This is a genomic window from Candidatus Omnitrophota bacterium (assembly GCA_040755155.1).
Classification (GTDB): Bacteria; Hinthialibacterota; Hinthialibacteria; order Hinthialibacterales; family Hinthialibacteraceae; genus JBFMBP01.
Genome location: JBFMBP010000056.1, coordinates 25,217 through 40,361, shown reverse-complemented (window position 1 = coordinate 40,361; position 15,145 = coordinate 25,217). Strand labels below are relative to the sequence as shown.

General features: G+C 51.6%; 11 protein-coding genes. 5 read left to right on the top strand and 6 right to left on the bottom strand.

Annotation, left to right across the window (positions count from 1 at the left end; translation table 11 throughout):
• The first annotated feature begins 173 nt into the window (after positions 1 to 173).
• Positions 174 to 806: an NYN domain-containing protein gene (locus AB1656_07330; protein ID MEW6235183.1), complete on the top strand. Its 633-nt coding sequence runs from the start codon at positions 174 to 176 to the stop codon at positions 804 to 806.
• 111 nt (positions 807 to 917) lie between these two features.
• On the opposite strand, the gene fliS is transcribed toward AB1656_07330, so the two are convergent.
• The 6 genes from fliS to AB1656_07300 all read right to left on the bottom strand — a co-directional run bounded on the left by fliS (position 918) and on the right by AB1656_07300 (position 9,479).
• Positions 918 to 1,514, bottom strand: coding sequence for a flagellar export chaperone FliS (gene fliS / locus AB1656_07325; GenBank protein MEW6235182.1), 597 nt, complete (start codon positions 1,512 to 1,514; stop codon positions 918 to 920).
• 99 nt (positions 1,515 to 1,613) lie between these two features.
• Complete coding sequence (fliD, locus tag AB1656_07320; GenBank protein ID MEW6235181.1) at positions 1,614 to 3,986, bottom strand: flagellar filament capping protein FliD; 2,373 nt, start codon at positions 3,984 to 3,986, stop codon at positions 1,614 to 1,616.
• 425 nt (positions 3,987 to 4,411) lie between these two features.
• Entirely contained in the window at positions 4,412 to 4,816 is a 405-nt protein-coding gene (locus tag AB1656_07315; GenBank protein MEW6235180.1) for a flagellar protein FlaG, read from the bottom strand.
• A 154-nt stretch (positions 4,817 to 4,970) separates the two neighbouring features.
• Positions 4,971 to 7,556 (bottom strand): flagellin, encoded by a 2,586-nt coding sequence (locus tag AB1656_07310; GenBank protein MEW6235179.1) that lies wholly within the window; start codon positions 7,554 to 7,556, stop codon positions 4,971 to 4,973.
• 871 nt (positions 7,557 to 8,427) lie between these two features.
• Positions 8,428 to 9,066 carry a glycosyltransferase family 87 protein gene (locus AB1656_07305; GenBank protein MEW6235178.1) on the bottom strand — a complete coding sequence of 213 codons (639 nt, stop codon included), beginning with the start codon at positions 9,064 to 9,066 and terminating at the stop codon, positions 8,428 to 8,430.
• Complete coding sequence (locus tag AB1656_07300) at positions 8,994 to 9,479, bottom strand: glycosyltransferase family 87 protein (protein MEW6235177.1); 486 nt, start codon at positions 9,477 to 9,479, stop codon at positions 8,994 to 8,996. The genes AB1656_07305 and AB1656_07300 overlap by 73 nt, the downstream gene beginning before the upstream one ends.
• A 308-nt stretch (positions 9,480 to 9,787) precedes the next feature.
• Between AB1656_07300 and AB1656_07295 the strand changes: the two genes are divergently transcribed.
• The 4 genes from AB1656_07295 to AB1656_07280 all read left to right on the top strand — a co-directional run bounded on the left by AB1656_07295 (position 9,788) and on the right by AB1656_07280 (position 15,111).
• A complete protein-coding gene (locus tag AB1656_07295) occupies positions 9,788 to 10,210 on the top strand; it encodes a hypothetical protein (GenBank protein MEW6235176.1) in 423 nt (140 codons plus the stop codon).
• Positions 10,211 to 10,326: 116 nt separating this feature from the next.
• A complete protein-coding gene (locus tag AB1656_07290; GenBank protein MEW6235175.1) occupies positions 10,327 to 11,571 on the top strand; it encodes a dicarboxylate/amino acid:cation symporter in 1,245 nt (414 codons plus the stop codon).
• Positions 11,572 to 12,313: 742 nt separating this feature from the next.
• A complete protein-coding gene (locus tag AB1656_07285) occupies positions 12,314 to 13,654 on the top strand; it encodes a tetratricopeptide repeat protein (protein MEW6235174.1) in 1,341 nt (446 codons plus the stop codon).
• Positions 13,651 to 15,111: a radical SAM protein gene (locus tag AB1656_07280; protein ID MEW6235173.1), complete on the top strand. Its 1,461-nt coding sequence runs from the start codon at positions 13,651 to 13,653 to the stop codon at positions 15,109 to 15,111. Before AB1656_07285 ends, AB1656_07280 begins: the two co-directional genes overlap by 4 nt.
• Positions 15,112 to 15,145: the final 34 nt, after the last annotated feature.

The window sequence follows — 15,145 nt, the reverse complement described above, 5'->3', positions numbered from 1 at the left end:
CGAAATTTCAAATCTTGACATTGTCGCATTGGCGTAATATTCTATAAAAACGAATGGAAAATATCTCTTTCATGATCTCTTTTACGAGCTTTTAGTCCCCACTGGATAAGCCGAAAAGTCTCCGGTGGGGTTTTGTTTAATAAGTATTGAATGAGAAATCCGGGAATAATATTGTGCCGAACGAACCAGATCAAAAACGGGCAGTAGCTTTTTTCGATGGACAGAATCTCTTTCTTTCCGTCAAGTACGCTTTCGGCTATACCCATCCCAATTACAATCCCCTCGCTCTCGCCGAATCCATCGCCAACTCGCAAAGTTGGAGTCTCTCGCAAGTCAACTTCTACACGGGGATGCCTAGCTATTCGGAGAATCCATTTTGGAATAATTTTTGGATTGCAAAACTTGCCGTTATGGAATCGCGCGGCATCCACACGTATTCCCGGTTATTGAAATATACTGATGAATCGGCGACGCTTCCCGACGGAACTTCCGCTTCCATACGCATTGGCCGGGAAAAAGGAATCGATGTTCGCATTGCGTTGGATATCGTTAGAATGGCGCAGGAAAATCTCTACGATGTAGCATTGATCTTTAGTCAGGATCAAGACCTTTCCGAAGCGATCGATGAAGTCAGGAACATCTCCCGATATCAAAGCCGATGGATTAAAGTCGCCTGCGCTTTTCCCTTCAGTCCTTTCTCTGGAAACAAATGTGGTCTAGAAAGAACGGATTGGATTAGAATCGAAAAAGAAACATACGACGCCTGCATCGATCCCATCGATTATCGCCCGAAAACCAAAACATGAATATGCATGCCCTACGCTAGAAACATGCTGATGGAATGGTTTCCTCAATAAATCCTATTCGATCATGAAGAATGATGGGAATGGCGGCGCGCCGCCCACGCTCTGCGTCTCTCACCCGCGGATATTCAAGCGCGGGCGTTCCTGAGGGCTTTCCGCAGCGGCTTTCGCCGGGCGGGCGTAAGGATTTCTCGCAGGCGGCTTAACGGGAGATTTGGCCGTCGTTTCCGGCTTCTTCGCCGTTTCGGTCGACAGCTTTTGGGAAGAAGCGGGCAGGACGGCGGGCGCTGAGGAAGAGAGCGGCTTTCCGGCGGCGTTTTTCTGTTCGCTGTTGAAAATTTCCACCGCCTGAATCCAGCCGCTGCGCAGGTCTTCGATAATGGGAAGCAATTCGTCGATGATCGCTGCATTTTGCCGGATATTGGCCTGCACCAGCCGATGATAGATAAAATCGTAAATGCGAAGTAGATTGGCGGCGATCTCCCCCCCTTTTTCCAGATCGAGGGCGATCATCAATTCCACGAAGATGCGTTGGACTTTCGTCAGTTCCTGGTGGGATTTTTCAATGGCGCGTTCGGCGATGGCTTTTTTGGCGAGGTGCAGTTTTTTGACGGCCCCCTCGAAAAGCATCAGCAAGAGTTGCGGTTGGCTGGCTGTGTCGATTTGCGTTTTGAGATATTGTTTATGCGAATGCGCTAAATGGGCCGCCACCGGGCAAACTCCTTCTGCTTTTTTCCCTGAATCGACCGATCGTCAAGCATCGGCGGAATCATTATACCATCATTCGGCTGCGAATCGAAACGTTTTTTATCAGCTGCTGCTTCCGCCTAGTTGCTGCGTAAGATATTGACTCAATTGTTGAGACTCGGAGAGCGTCGATTCCAAAGCCGTAAACTGCTTGCGCAGGGTTATTTCCATAGCCTCCGCTCTATCGTTATAACGTTCGATCTGATCGTTATACATATCGATGCGGTCTTGGATGGATTCGGTCCGGGCGTCCATTAAACCCGTGCCGTAAGCGCTGAATCGCTTCACGATCGCGCCGAAACTTTTGGCAAAGCCTACATTGGCCGCTGTAAGTAGATTCTTCACGAGATCGGGATCTTGATTCAATGCGCTTTGCAATTTGGTCGAGTCGAACGACAGCGTCCCATCCGAATTCAATGAGATTCCGATGCTGGCCAAGCTGGTTGAACCGCCGTCGTAAATGCTGGCGCCATTGATATTGTTGCTGTATATGGAATACAACAATCCCAAATCGTTGGCAGTGGTGGCGCCGTTCACTTCTTCCACCTTGAATTGCCCCGTCCCGCCGGAATTGTCCGTCAGGTTGAAACCCGTTCCCGCCGAATTTACGGAAGCTGTTACTTTGATGTCTTTATTCGTATTGATAGCGTCAAGAATATCTTGTACGGTTTCCGCTCCCGTAAGATCGAATGTGGCGCTGGCGCCCAGCCGGTTGGTTATCTTGATGCTGCCAAGATCGATTCCCGTTCCGTCGTTCAAATCGGAGACTTTGGCGCCGGGCATATTCGGGATCAACGAGCTGATCCCCGCCGCCAACGAACTCGACAAATCGCGGATGGTGGAATCGCCGAAAAGAACGCCTTTCGTACCCTCTTCCGGATCGAAAGCCGTATACTCGGCGATCATATTCGCCAGACTGTTATACGCCGTAATGAAACTGTCGACGGTTTCGGCGACGTTGGAATAGTCTTCCGTGATGGAAACGGTGGCGTAGCTGCTGCTTTCCTCGTTCAGAGAGAGCGTTACGCCGTCAATCAAATCGCTTACGATATTGGATTCGCGGTTGACGGCGACGCCGTTATAAGAAAACTGCGAGTTTTCGCCCTGCTGATCGTAATTCTTGAAACTGTCGTCCAAAAGGCCCAACGTCTTCAGGACGTTATTGCTGTCCGTGAAGATGGAATCGCCCGCCGCCGTCGAAAGTCCGGATGCGCTGGTGATCTCCAAGCGGGATACGCCGCTCACCGTTATCACGCGGGCCGATACGTCCGATCCCGTTTCCGCCGCCGCCGCGTCGTTGATTTTTTCCACGATATCGTCGAGCGAATCGGAATCGAGGTCTATATCGACGGAAATCGTATTGGAGCCGTCGCCGTCCTGGATTTGGATGGTGGATGTTATGGTTGAACCCAGATTCATGAGATCGCCCACAGATGAAGTAGTGGAAGTCAATCCTGCGCTCTGAACGCCGGAAACGACGCCTAATTCGAATAGAACGTTGTCCGAATCTTCGAAGCGGGTGGGGATGCCCGTTTCGCTGGATATGACCAGCCGTTTTTTGCCATCCTGCTCCGTGGCCACGCTGGCGGAAATATTCGCCGAAGCGCCCGTGGAGGTAGAATTGATTTTGTCCGCGATTTCCTGCAGCGTGAGCGCTCCGTCGGCGTTCCCGTCCGTATTGGCGTTCAAATTGACAGTGAGAGTATTCTGTCCCCCCGCATCGGTGACGGTGAAATTCTTATCGATGAAACTAAAAGTAACCGTATCTTCAAAAGCGCTGCTGATCGCCCCCGTCGTATCCGCGTTGACGGTGTAATCGTAGCGTGAATCGCTGACGGTCAAGCCCAGCGAGGAGAGAATATTCGCATTGCCGACTTCCCGCATCTCGATCTTGTTAACGCCGGTGGATTTAGCGTTGATGACGAGTTTGTTTTGATTGGGAGCGATTTGGATCGTATTGGCTTTTACGCCGGCGTTGGCCGCATTGATTTTGGCGGCTAAGGTCGAAAGCGTGTCCGTATCGGTGAGCGAAACGGTTTTGCCGTTGAGAATGAATTTACCGCTTAATCCGAGTTCGTCCGACGTACTAACGAAAAGATCGGATGAGACCTGTTCAGCCTTGGCTAGGTTATCCACCCGGAAAGAATACGATCCCACTTCCGCGGCGCTGTTGGCGGAAACGGATAGGATGGATTCGTTTGAACTTTTCGCTTCCTTCCCGTTGAATAAAGAAGCGGTTCCGATGCTTCCCGTGGTGATTTCAAGACTGAGGAGATTGGCGTTAACCGTCTGGATGCCGGCCAATTTCTCTGTCTCGGTCGTAATCCGCTCTTCGATCTGCTCGATAGGACCGCGTGCGTAACGATCCAACAATGATTCGATCAATTCCGTGGTGTTGAATCCGGATATCAGACCGTCGATCCCTAAAGTGCTCATCGTTTCTCAAACCTTCCTAATTAATATAGGAAAAAGTAAACGTTTAGTTTCTGTGGACACAGCATGGTTAGTCCCAAAAATCGGTTCAATCCATTTCTTTTATTATCGGCGGCGCAATTCAAATGTTAAGCAATCTTTGGGCGAATGCTATCCGCACCGGAAAGCAAGGTTTAAAGGAAAAATTTTCCTGCGATAGCGCCCTTTCTCGCTAATTCATAGGATTCCCATTCGAATCGATTTGCTCTTAATAACCTGGATTTATTATGTTTATCAAATCAGCGGCGAAATACGCCTATTCGGAGACGGAATCCCTTCATATTAAGACAATAAGCAAAAGAGAGTCCAAAACAATGGGATAGAAGTGGGCTATTCCTGGGGAAAAGGGGAGGGAGAAAAGCGGATATCCAAAAAGGATGGGTATGCTTTCAAGCTTTGCCGTCGATTACGAATCCGCGCATCCGGCTCAGTTTTTCCGAAATTTCTCTCAACTCTTCGGAAGGAATTTCGCGAATCACCTCATTGGTTTTCGAGTCAAGGATCATGATCGCCGTTCTTCCCGTCTGTTTGTCGACCTGAAATTTCAAGCGGCGAGAAGCGGCGCCATTGGATTCCTGAAAGTTTTGTTCAAGCGCAGGTTTCGGATCGGCGTTTCCCGGAATCCGGCGTCCCCCATTCTCGTTATTGGAGAACGTTGGATTCGCCCGGTTTTCAAGAACAGCTTCCGATTTCGCTTCATCGAAAGAATCGGAGGAAATCGTCTTGCGATAGCGGCGATCCGCTCCAGCGGCGCTAAGCAGTCTATCTACGTTTGATATGGGAGTAATGTCCATGGCTGTTTCCTCCTTTCGGTTTTTTTGTTTGATGACTTTAGATCAACCTTTGTCAGCCAAATTCTTTTTCGATCGTTTGGGAAGCGGAGAAGGGAAGCGGAGAAGAATCCCTCTCCGCTTCCCCATGCGCTTCGGGTTATATAATTTCTTCCTACTAGCCAAGCAACGACAAGAAGCCCTGGCTCTGGAAGTTTGCTTGCGCCAAGACCGAGATGCCCGCTTGTTGCAGAACTTGGTTCTTGGTGAAGGCCGTTGTTTCGCGCGTCAGATCGGCGTCGCGGATGCGAGACTCGGAGGATTGCAAGTTCTCGTACGAGACGCTCATGTTGTTGATGGCCGCTTCCAGACGATTGGTCGACGAACCGAGAATCGATCGCGTTTTATCGACCTGGGAAAGGGCTTCATCCAAAATGCGAATCGCTTCGTTGGCGCCTGTCAGCGTACTGACGTTGATATTCGCCACAGCCCGTCCGCTGCCGCGTCCGAAGCCAAGGTTTTCCGCCGTCATATCGCCGATCGCCATCTTGAAGTTCTGGTCGGCGAAAGCGCCGATTTGGAAATTCAAGGAACTATTGGATGTGGACACGACGATGGTTCGTCCGGCGTCGGGCAGACCGTCGGTTCTCTTGGTAACGTCAACGATGGAATCGAAGTCGACGGTGACGAAGCGGGATGGCCCCTTATTGCCGCCGGAGTTGCCGTCGACAAAGACCACGTCCTGGTCGCCCGCCCTGAAATCGACCGCTGCGCCGCCGTTTAAGGTTCCTCGGAATTCCGCCGGAGTCGTTTCCAACTTATCCGTACCGGAGGTGAAGTTATTGCCGACGCGGAAGGTAACTTGCGATTGCGGTATGCCTTCTTTCGTCGCTTGGGGACCGTAAAGAGTAACAGTATCGCCCGCTTCGGCGCGAACGGCTTCGCCGCCGTTAACCGAGAAGGTGGCCTGTTCCGCAAATCCTTCCAGCGTCATAACGCCGTCGTCTTGAATCGTGTAATATTCCGTCGGAGTGGCATCGGTACGGTTCTGGAACGTCAAGGTGAAGGTCATTTCGGAATTGGACCGGCCAATGTCATCGACCAACATCAAGGTTCCCGTAGGAGTGTAAGTAAAGAGGGCGTCTTCAAACCGCGTTTGCACGCCGTCCGTTACTCCCGCGCCTGCCACATAATCCCGCGAGCGGTAATTCATTTCTTGAATCAGACCGGAAATCGTAGAGAATTCGAAGTCGTTGAAATCGGTATCCGCTTCTTGCAACTCCACATTTGTGGCAGGATCGACGTAAGTAAACCGTCCTTCAAACGTCGTACCGTCCGCGTTTGTGCCTTTCAGAACGATCACATCGTTATCGCGAAGGGTTTGGCCGCCGGTGTAGACGTTTTCCACAAAGGAGCCGTTGATAACCAGCGTGTTATTCTGAACGGTTCCGCCCAATGTCGTCGTTCGCACGATTCGAGCGCCGTTTCCGTCCAGGAACTTGACGGTGCTTTCCACTCTCTTCTGTTGCGCGGATTGGACGTCCTTGACTTCGATCGAGAATTGGCCCGCTTGGAAGGTCGAACCGGTGATGGCGGTGACGGCGTTTCCTACCTGGCCGCCGCCTGTCAGAGCAGAATCCATGCCGATGGCGCCGGAACGAGTAACGCCGTTGGAGCGCGTGATCAGATTACCGCTCCGGAATATCGTCATGTCGATGCTGGACTGGTTAATATAATTGCCCTCGTTGTACAGCATCAAACGTCCGCGGTTGTCGCTCGCGGCGCCGCCGAGGGTTACTGTGGTGCGGTATGCCGTAGGAACGCTGGCGGCTGTCGGAACGCCAAAGAGGGCGACTTCCGCATTATCGATCGCCCGGTTGATAGCGGCGATGATGTCTTGCGGATTTTCCGAAGAAGCTCCCGCCGCCGTGCCTAGCGCCGAAGTAGCGGCTAGAGTCAACGCTCCGCTGAACTTGGTTACGCCGTCCGCGAGAACGCCGCTGAACATGATAACGTCGTTAGCGTATACGGAGACGCCGTTCAAATACAGACCGGAAGCCACTGTATCCGTCGTCACAACGGCGGCGCCGGTGAAGTTGCGGCCTTGGCTGAACATCGCTAAACTCACGGCGATATCCGTCTGGTTGCGAATGCCGGTGTTCATCACCTGGTTGGCGCCCACGGCGTCGCCCGCTACGATCTGAGAGGTAGCGTTTTGGGTTCGGATGATGTTAAGGAACGATTTGCCGTTTACCAGCGTACTGGCCACGGGAGAAGCGTCAATCTCGATGCCGACTTCTTCTTGCCCTTCGATGTTTTCCGTCTGGATGGAGAAGTCGCCATTCAGCAAGTAACTGCCGCCGTAGCGTGTGGTTTGCGCAATGCGCGTGATTTCGTCGATGTTTTGGAAGACTTCGTCTTGGATCGCCAAACGCGCTTTTTGGTCGTTAACGGAAGTATTGGCGGATTGAATAGCCAACGTGCGGATACGGTTAAGACGAGAGGTGGTCTCGTCCAACGCGCCTTCCGCCACGTTGATTAAGTTGATGCCGTCGGATGCATTGGTTACGGCTTGATCCAGACCTTGAACCTGGGTTCTCAGCCGGTTGGCGACGCTCATGCCGGCGGCGTCGTCGCCCGCGCGGTTAATTCGAAGTCCCGAAGACAATCTTTCGATGGATTTCGACAGATTTCGTCCCGTCTTGTCCAAATTCCGGGACGCATTGATGGCAGAAATATTGTTGACAATTCTGGAAACGCTCATTCTTCTTCCTCCTTGAATCTCTCATTCAGGCATCCCTGCCGAATGTTGCGGCCCTAGTGCGAGTAAAGCCGCCGTAGAGTATTTTGGGTTGCCTTATCTTCGCGATGGGGAAGCGTTTTCAGCGGGTGCGAAGCGCTGAAGGGCGCAGCGGCGGGTGCGAAGCGCCGCAGGCTTGTTAACGCCTGGATTCCATTCGTGATAAGATAAGTTTTATTCTGTCCATTACGTTTTCCGACCCGTTCTCTCCAGGGAGTAAGCCTGGGACGCCTGACGGCGTTGACAGGTTTATGTGATTTTCTTTACGAACCGCTCCTCCCTTCCCGATTTTTCTTTAACATTTTTCGATAAATGCGTATTTTCAAACTCCCAAAATGTGAAAAGTTCGTAAGCAAATATCGTCGAAAATCGCAAAACCTTGAGTTTTCTTAAGGAGAAATAAGGCGATTTTTTCCTATTTACGATAAAAATATGGAAAATTATTCCTTTCGGCGCCCTTTTACTTCGAAAGAGAAAGGTTAATAACTCATGTTGCGCGCCTGGGAGCGCAGGCGTCCCGCCTGCACGATGGAGACGCTGTCTCAGAACGGCGAATAGGCTTTATATCGGTTGCGTTTTCGAATCGCGAAAACACGAAATAACTCGAATTCCGCGAAATATTCGAATCGCGGATATCGTAGATTCTTTTGGATTTCACGGAAAAATCTTTCATACTACCTAATTTCTTGCGCCAACCATTTTTTTCTTTTTTTCGTGTTTTTCTTTTTCATTTCGAGTTTTCGCGATTCAAACGACGATAGGATGAGATTCCGTTAAATTCCCATCGCGCGTAACATGAGTTAATAAGAAAAAAAGAAGGATGGCGATTAGGGGTTTAATTCTCTGGAATAACGGTATCTGCCGAATCGCGAGCGTCATCGTCCATTTTCTCTTCCTGGCGGCGGATTAGCCGATTGGCGAAGAAAAGAATCGTAATGATGAGCGGACAATAACTATGCCACCATAACGCCGTTCCGATCGTCGCGATTCCAATCATGGCCGGGTAGGCGGATTCCTCGTTTTTTTTCCATAACGAAACGATCAAGCACAAAACGCAAGTCAAAAAGACGCTGCCGGGATACCCTAGAAAGTGGATGATCGAATTATGGGCGAAATAGCGCTCGGTAAATCGCGGGATGGTATGCAAATACTCGACGAACCAGGGAACGTAAACCACCGCCGGAAGGACGCCTAATGCGCTTCCCAGCAAAGCCGTCCAACCATAAGCGATGGCGACGAAGGGAGCGAGCAGGATGAACGTGGGTTTGATCGCGGCGGCGAGACCTACGGCGAGGCCTTTATAAAAAGGCTTCTTACCCAAGCCTATCGCCAAAATCCCCGTAATGACCGGCGTAACCTGGCCGTAATGGAAAGCGTCGTAAGCGGGGATCCAGAAAGCAGTCAGAAGTATCGTCCACAATGCCCAGACCGGCAAGCGGCAAACCCATACGCGGCGATTCCGATGATCGTCCATATCCCATATCCCGTGCGATGATCGAAGAAACTTAAAGGCAGCAAGACAACCGCCAGCGGCGGGGGGTAAATGTACCACCAGCCTTCGTAATAGGGGGAATGACCATGCCGGATGGAGTTGGAGGCTCCGATATAGTAGGCGTAATCGTTTCCCGGAGCGCCGGAGCGAACCACCCAGGTTTGGGTATAAGCGAAGGCGAGGAGAAGAAGTATGAGAAAGATCGCCAGAAAAAGGTTCGTCTCGACGTATTTTTTCTTCATTCCGTTTCTCTCGATGGACGGCCAATTCCCTTCGATCGCGCTTGAGCGCCTTCCCTGCGGTTCAAACCGTTCGCCCTCTATGAGGATATCATCGCAGCGGCGTTTTGCGAATGCGTTGAAGAGCAGCTCGAAAAAATATAAGGCTTTTGGCATTCTAGGGCTTTATTTCGTTTGAAATTCTCACTTCTCCACTTGGGAGAAGGTTAGGGTGAGGGAGCTATTGCAAAAACGCAACTATTAAATTCAATTGAAATGATCCACTAGTGCGCCGTTCGATAAATGGATACGGCGCCAATTCGGAAAAAACGATCACTCGCCTATAATGACGAGCGCCTCCGCTGTTAATTTTATATAAAATCGGAATCAATGGGCAGAAAGGGGCGTCCTTTTTGGACCGAAATCATACAACGCCTCATCCATGGGATCGCAAAAGCGATTTGAGGCTCCTTTGGCGATCGCCGTTGTTTAAGGGAGCGCTCATTGTTCTGCTTTTGATTATTGGTTTTGCGTGGCTCTTGGCGGAAATCAAATGGTCCAGCGCCGTTTCTCCGCCCGGTTTTGATCGTTTGCGAAACAACCTCAGCATGATTTTATTCTCGTTTCTCGCCTTATTTTCCCTATCTTTATCCGGCGCCATTCTTTACGAAGGGTGGAAACAATCCCGGTGGGATAACCAAGACGCGCTGGTTTTTTACGGGGGGCTGGTTTTAGGAACGATTTTTCTGCTCGCCGGATTTCAGTTTTTCCTTTTCGGCGAACTGCGATGCAACAGCCCAGTTATTTTCTATGGCATGAAAAGCCTGAATATCGTTCTCTTGCTGCTCTTTTTGACGGTTGCGCTGCGTTATGAGTGGAAGGAGAGAAGGAGGGAGCGGGGAGAATAAAAACCGATGAAACCATCCAATACGAAATTCAGCCTCTATTGTTTTTTCTCACGAAACTGCCATAGTAATGGGCGACGCATCCTTAATCCCTTAATGAACAAGTCTTATGAGGCCGCATGAACGACTCTTCTTCCCGTTTCGATCGATTCGTCCTTATCGCCATCCTCGCCGGCATCGTCTTGGGCGTTTTTAGCGGTTGGCTTGTTGGACCTCCGATGGCGTCTCTTAAGTTTCTGGGCGATCTCTTCATGAACGCCTTGAAAGCCGTGATTGTTCCCTTAATCGCCGCCTCTATGATTGTGGGCATAACGGGATTGGGCGACGTCCGGCGCCTGGGCCGCATCGGCGGCGTAACCATTACTTATTACGCCCTTACTACGGCGATCGCCGTCATGATCGGGCTGGCTGTAACGAACGCCCTTAAACCCGGTCTGGGAGCGCCGATTGCCGGAGCGGCGGCGCCCGATTTGATCCATAATCGCGAATTTTCCTTTATCGATCTTCTTGTGGAAATGATCCCATCCAGCGTTTTCGGCTGCATGGCGGACAACCAAGTTCTTCCCTTGATCGTATGCTCGCTGATTTTCGGAGGCGTCTTGACGACGTTGGGCGAGGAGGGGGAGCCGTTGATCCGTTTTTTCGCAGGCTTGAACGCTGCTATGATGAAAATCGTTCAGCTTATCATGATCTATGCGCCTATCGGTATTTTCGCCCTGATCTCTTCCACCCTTGGCGAGAAGGGCGGCGGAAGCGCCGCTTTGGAGGAAATCGCCAAGATCGGGAAATTCGTCGTTACCGTGGTTTTGGGATTGAGCCTGCATGGCTTCCTCGTTTTGCCTCTGATTTTATTTCTCTTCGCCAAACGCAATCCTCTCGTTTATTCTTTTAATATGTTAGGCGCTCTGACGACGGCTTTTTCCACCGATTCCAGCGCCGCCACCCTGCCCATGACGATGAAATGCGCCGAACGCAACAACCGCATCTCGCCCCAGACCTCTTCGTTCGTTCTGCCGCTAGGCGCTACCGTCAATATGGACGGCACCGCTTTGTATGAGGCGGCTGCAGCGCTTTTTATTGCGGAAGCTTATGGGATATCTCTCTCTTCCTTGCAGCAAATCGTCGTCTTTCTTACGGCGACGCTGGCCTCGGTAGGCGCAGCGGCGATTCCTCACGCCGGGTTGGTTACGATGGTGATGGTTTTGCAAGCGGTGGGGCTGCCGTTAGAGGGAATCGGCCTGGTCTTTACGGTGGACTGGTTCCTGGATCGCTGTCGCACGGTCATCAACGTTTGGGGCGACGCCGTCGGCGCGGCCGTCGTGGATAGGTTCGTCCCGCCGAAACATGAGACTCCGCCGAATTGATGACAATTTTTTGCAAATCCCCCTTTTACTTCCATCTTCCGTTTTGATTGGAATACGGGATAATGCCTTTGGAATGATGAATGATGAATGATGAGCCGCCACACCGAGGAAATCAGCGATAGCAGAAAGAAAAAGGACAGAGTAGCCTTGGCTCGGCAGGAGCCACGCCCTCTCTTCTTGTTCGAAGGTGAATTGCGGGAGGGCGAATCTCCGTTTTCCCCCCTGTGTCCGGCATCGCGGCATGTCATTTCGAGGGAGCGCAGCGACCGAGAAATCTTCAACCCGCGTGTGGAAGGATTTCTCGCTATCGCTCGAAATGACAGAGTCGCAGCATGACAGAGCCGTGATGAGCCTGCCAGCTTTCTGTTTTCTTTGGAGTGATGAATGATGAATGATGAATGATGAATTAAAACAACGAATATCATGTGTTGCGCAGCCTTTAATATCGCACCATCGGAAAATCGTTCATGAGAGGCGTTGAGGTTTCCAAGATTATGCTCCTTTCGAATCGCGGAAACGCTCGAATACCGCGATATTTTTTCTCCCAGCCTTGAAAGGCTGGCTATTGCCAAATGCCCCTTTAAAGGGGCAAACGGTAATAGCCCGCTGTTTCAACGGCGGGTTTATATAAATGGATTCCATTTTCGCGTTATTCGATCACTTGTAGATATGGAATCTGGAAGCGCTAAATATTCATCACTCATCACTCATCATTCATCATTAAAAAAGGTAAGGAACCGCGATGAATTCTATAAAAACGATATTTTGGTCTTTAGGCGTTGCTATTTGCCTTCTATTCTTAAACCAATGCGGCGGAAACTCCCCCGACTCTCTTTTCAACAGCGGATTGCGCGCGATCCAGGATGAGGATCCCATCGGCGCGTCTCTCAATTTCGACAAATTCATCAGCCAATATCCCGAAGACGAGCGCATTCAGGACGCCTATTTCCTGCTGGTGCGATGCTACTACCAAATGAACGATTTCGCCGGCGCCCGCAAGGTTTTGGAAGAGATGAAAGAGAAATTCAATACGCCGAACATTCGTTTTTTGTGCGATTTTGAAATCGGACGCACCTTCTTCAATCAAGGAGATTTCGATCGCGCCGCCACCCAATTTTCCAGCATCACCGACGCCACTTCGAATCCTAAAATCCGCGTCGACGCTTACAGCTATCTCGCATCCGTCTACGCCAAGCAAATTCAACCGGCCTCGCCGGAAGCGCCAGCCAATCCCATCCTCGCGGCTTCCGCGGAAGTGGCGTTCAATACCATCTTTCAAATCGCCGAGAAAGATGTAACTGACGCCACGGAATCCATGAATTACAAACTGCGCGCCCTCAACGGCGAGGCGGACGTTTATAAATTGATGAACGAATTCGACAAGGCCCGCAACGTTTATTCCCAGGCGTTCGGCATCGTCAAGGAAGGCACAGGCATCGTCGGCATCGAAGCGGAACGCCAAAACGAAATCTTGCAATGGGCGCATACCTGGGCGGAGGCGGGCGATTTCATTTCCAGCGCCACCATTTACGATCATCTTCTCGGCAATCCCTACGTTCTGCCCGCGTTGCGGCCGGAATTGATTTATTACAAAATCCAAAGCCTACACCGCCTGTTCGATGAAGACCGGGAATTGTCTCCCGAAGAGACGAAAGTGCTCGTTTCGGAAAATCTGCGGCTGGTAAATAACGAGGATTATTCCAAGACCGACCGGGGCCTCGCCGCGAGAGTGGAAATCGCCTCCCTGGTGAAAGACTCCACGCCGGAGATGTCGAATAAATACCTGGACGAAGCGGTGGAAATGTTCCGAAAGATCGTCGAGGAGCCGCCCTCTCCCAAAAGGATGATCGAAGCCAAGTTTCAAATCGCCGGCGCCTACATCGAAGTACGGCAATTCGACAAGGCCAGGCTGGAAATCAATAACATTAAACAGGAACACAAGGATAATCCCGTCGCAGTGGAAAATGCGGACTCGATGCTATACTACATAAGGCAGCAGGAAGCGAAGATAGCGAAAGAAACGCAAGCCGCCAAAACCGAAGCGGCGCCTTCCGGAGAAGCGCCAAGCGCAACGAGTCCATGAAGAAAATCTTGGTTTTCAATCCTCCCACAGATCTGTACCGGAGGGATAACCGATGCCAAAACCGGGTGGAAGATCAGACGGTCAACGTCGTCTTCCCCCCTATGGAGCTTCTCTATTGCGCCGCCGTCCTCGAACGGGGGGGACATGAGGTTCATGTCCGCGACTATCCCGCAGTAAAGGCGGATTGGAAAACCTTCGAAGAAGATTTAGCTTCTCTGCATCCCGATATTACTCTATTTACCTGCACCATAGCCACACTGGAAGACGATCTGGCCGCGGCGGAAACGATCAAGCGGCTCCTGCCCAACGCCCTGACGGCGGCAAAGGGGGAGCCGCTTCATTATATGGATGAAGAGATACTCCAATCCACGCCCAGTTTGGATTTGATCCTGCGCGGCGAGGCGGAAGCCTATATCGCCGATCTCGCGGACGGCAAGCCTTGGGACAATCTTCCTGGCGTTTCTTTCCGCCGCGGCGCAAACATCGTTCGGACGGTTGAAGGCGAAACGCATCTCGAACTCGACGCCCTTCCCTTTCCCGCTCGCCATCTGATCGACAATGCCCTCTACCGCAGTCCGGAAACGCGCCATCCATTGACGACGATCGTCGCCTCGGCGGGATGCCCTCACCAGTGCATTTTCTGCTCCGTTCCCGCACTGACGGGGACGAACGTCCGTTTTCGCTCGCCGGAAAGCATCGTCATGGAACTGGAAGAATGCGTCCAACGCTATGGCATCCGCGAGTTTCTGTTTCACGCCGACACCTTCACCCTGCGCAAGGATTGGGTGATTGCGCTCTGCCGCCGGATCGTCGAAAAAAAACTGGACATCCGCTGGGGCTGCAACAGCCGAGTGGACACCATCGACGAAGAACGCCTGCGCTGGATGAAGCAGGCGGGCTGCTGGGTTGTTGGCTTCGGCGTGGAGAGCGGCAACGACGAACATTTGAAATGGATGAAAAAGCGGGCGACGGCCGCCCAGGCGCGGGAAGCGATCCGGCTTTGCCGCCAAACGGGCGTCCGCTCGCATGCTTTTTTTGTTTTTGGATTCCCCTGGGAAACGGAGCAGTCGATCCGCGAATTGATCGCCTTCGCTGAGGAGTTGGACCCCGACTTTTTCGATTTCAACGTCGCATTTCCCATTCCCGGAACCGAACTGGAGCGCTTGGAAGCGCAAAAAGGCTTAGTTGTCCGGGAACGGCGGCGTTCGGGCGGCTACGCCGTTGGCGCCGTTGCCACAGAAACGCTCTCCACCGAGGAACTGGAGAAATGGCGCCGCCGCGCGCTTTGGAAAATGTACTTGCGCCCACATTACATTCTGCGTACGCTATGGTCCGCCGGTTCGCCCAAAACGGCGTACCACTATCTTTGCGCCGCATTTAACCGTATACGAAATTTACTAGCCTTTTCCCGTAAGCGCCGAACGGAATCCATTCATCAGGCGGGCGCTGCGCAATAATCCGGGCGATATTTTTTTTAATGAGGCAACTTAT

Coding starts and splice junctions, on each gene's coding strand:
- fliD (MEW6235181.1), bottom strand. CDS start 3,986: ATGAGCACTTTAGGGATCGACGGTCTGATATCCGGATTCAACACCACG.
- AB1656_07305 (MEW6235178.1), bottom strand. CDS start 9,066: ATGGACGATCATCGGAATCGCCGCGTATGGGTTTGCCGCTTGCCGGTC.
- AB1656_07310 (MEW6235179.1), bottom strand. CDS start 7,556: ATGAGCGTTTCCAGAATTGTCAACAATATTTCTGCCATCAATGCGTCC.
- AB1656_07315 (MEW6235180.1), bottom strand. CDS start 4,816: ATGGACATTACTCCCATATCAAACGTAGATAGACTGCTTAGCGCCGCT.
- AB1656_07280 (MEW6235173.1), top strand. CDS start 13,651: ATGAAGAAAATCTTGGTTTTCAATCCTCCCACAGATCTGTACCGGAGG.
- AB1656_07285 (MEW6235174.1), top strand. CDS start 12,314: ATGAATTCTATAAAAACGATATTTTGGTCTTTAGGCGTTGCTATTTGC.
- AB1656_07290 (MEW6235175.1), top strand. CDS start 10,327: ATGAACGACTCTTCTTCCCGTTTCGATCGATTCGTCCTTATCGCCATC.
- AB1656_07300 (MEW6235177.1), bottom strand. CDS start 9,479: ATGCCAAAAGCCTTATATTTTTTCGAGCTGCTCTTCAACGCATTCGCA.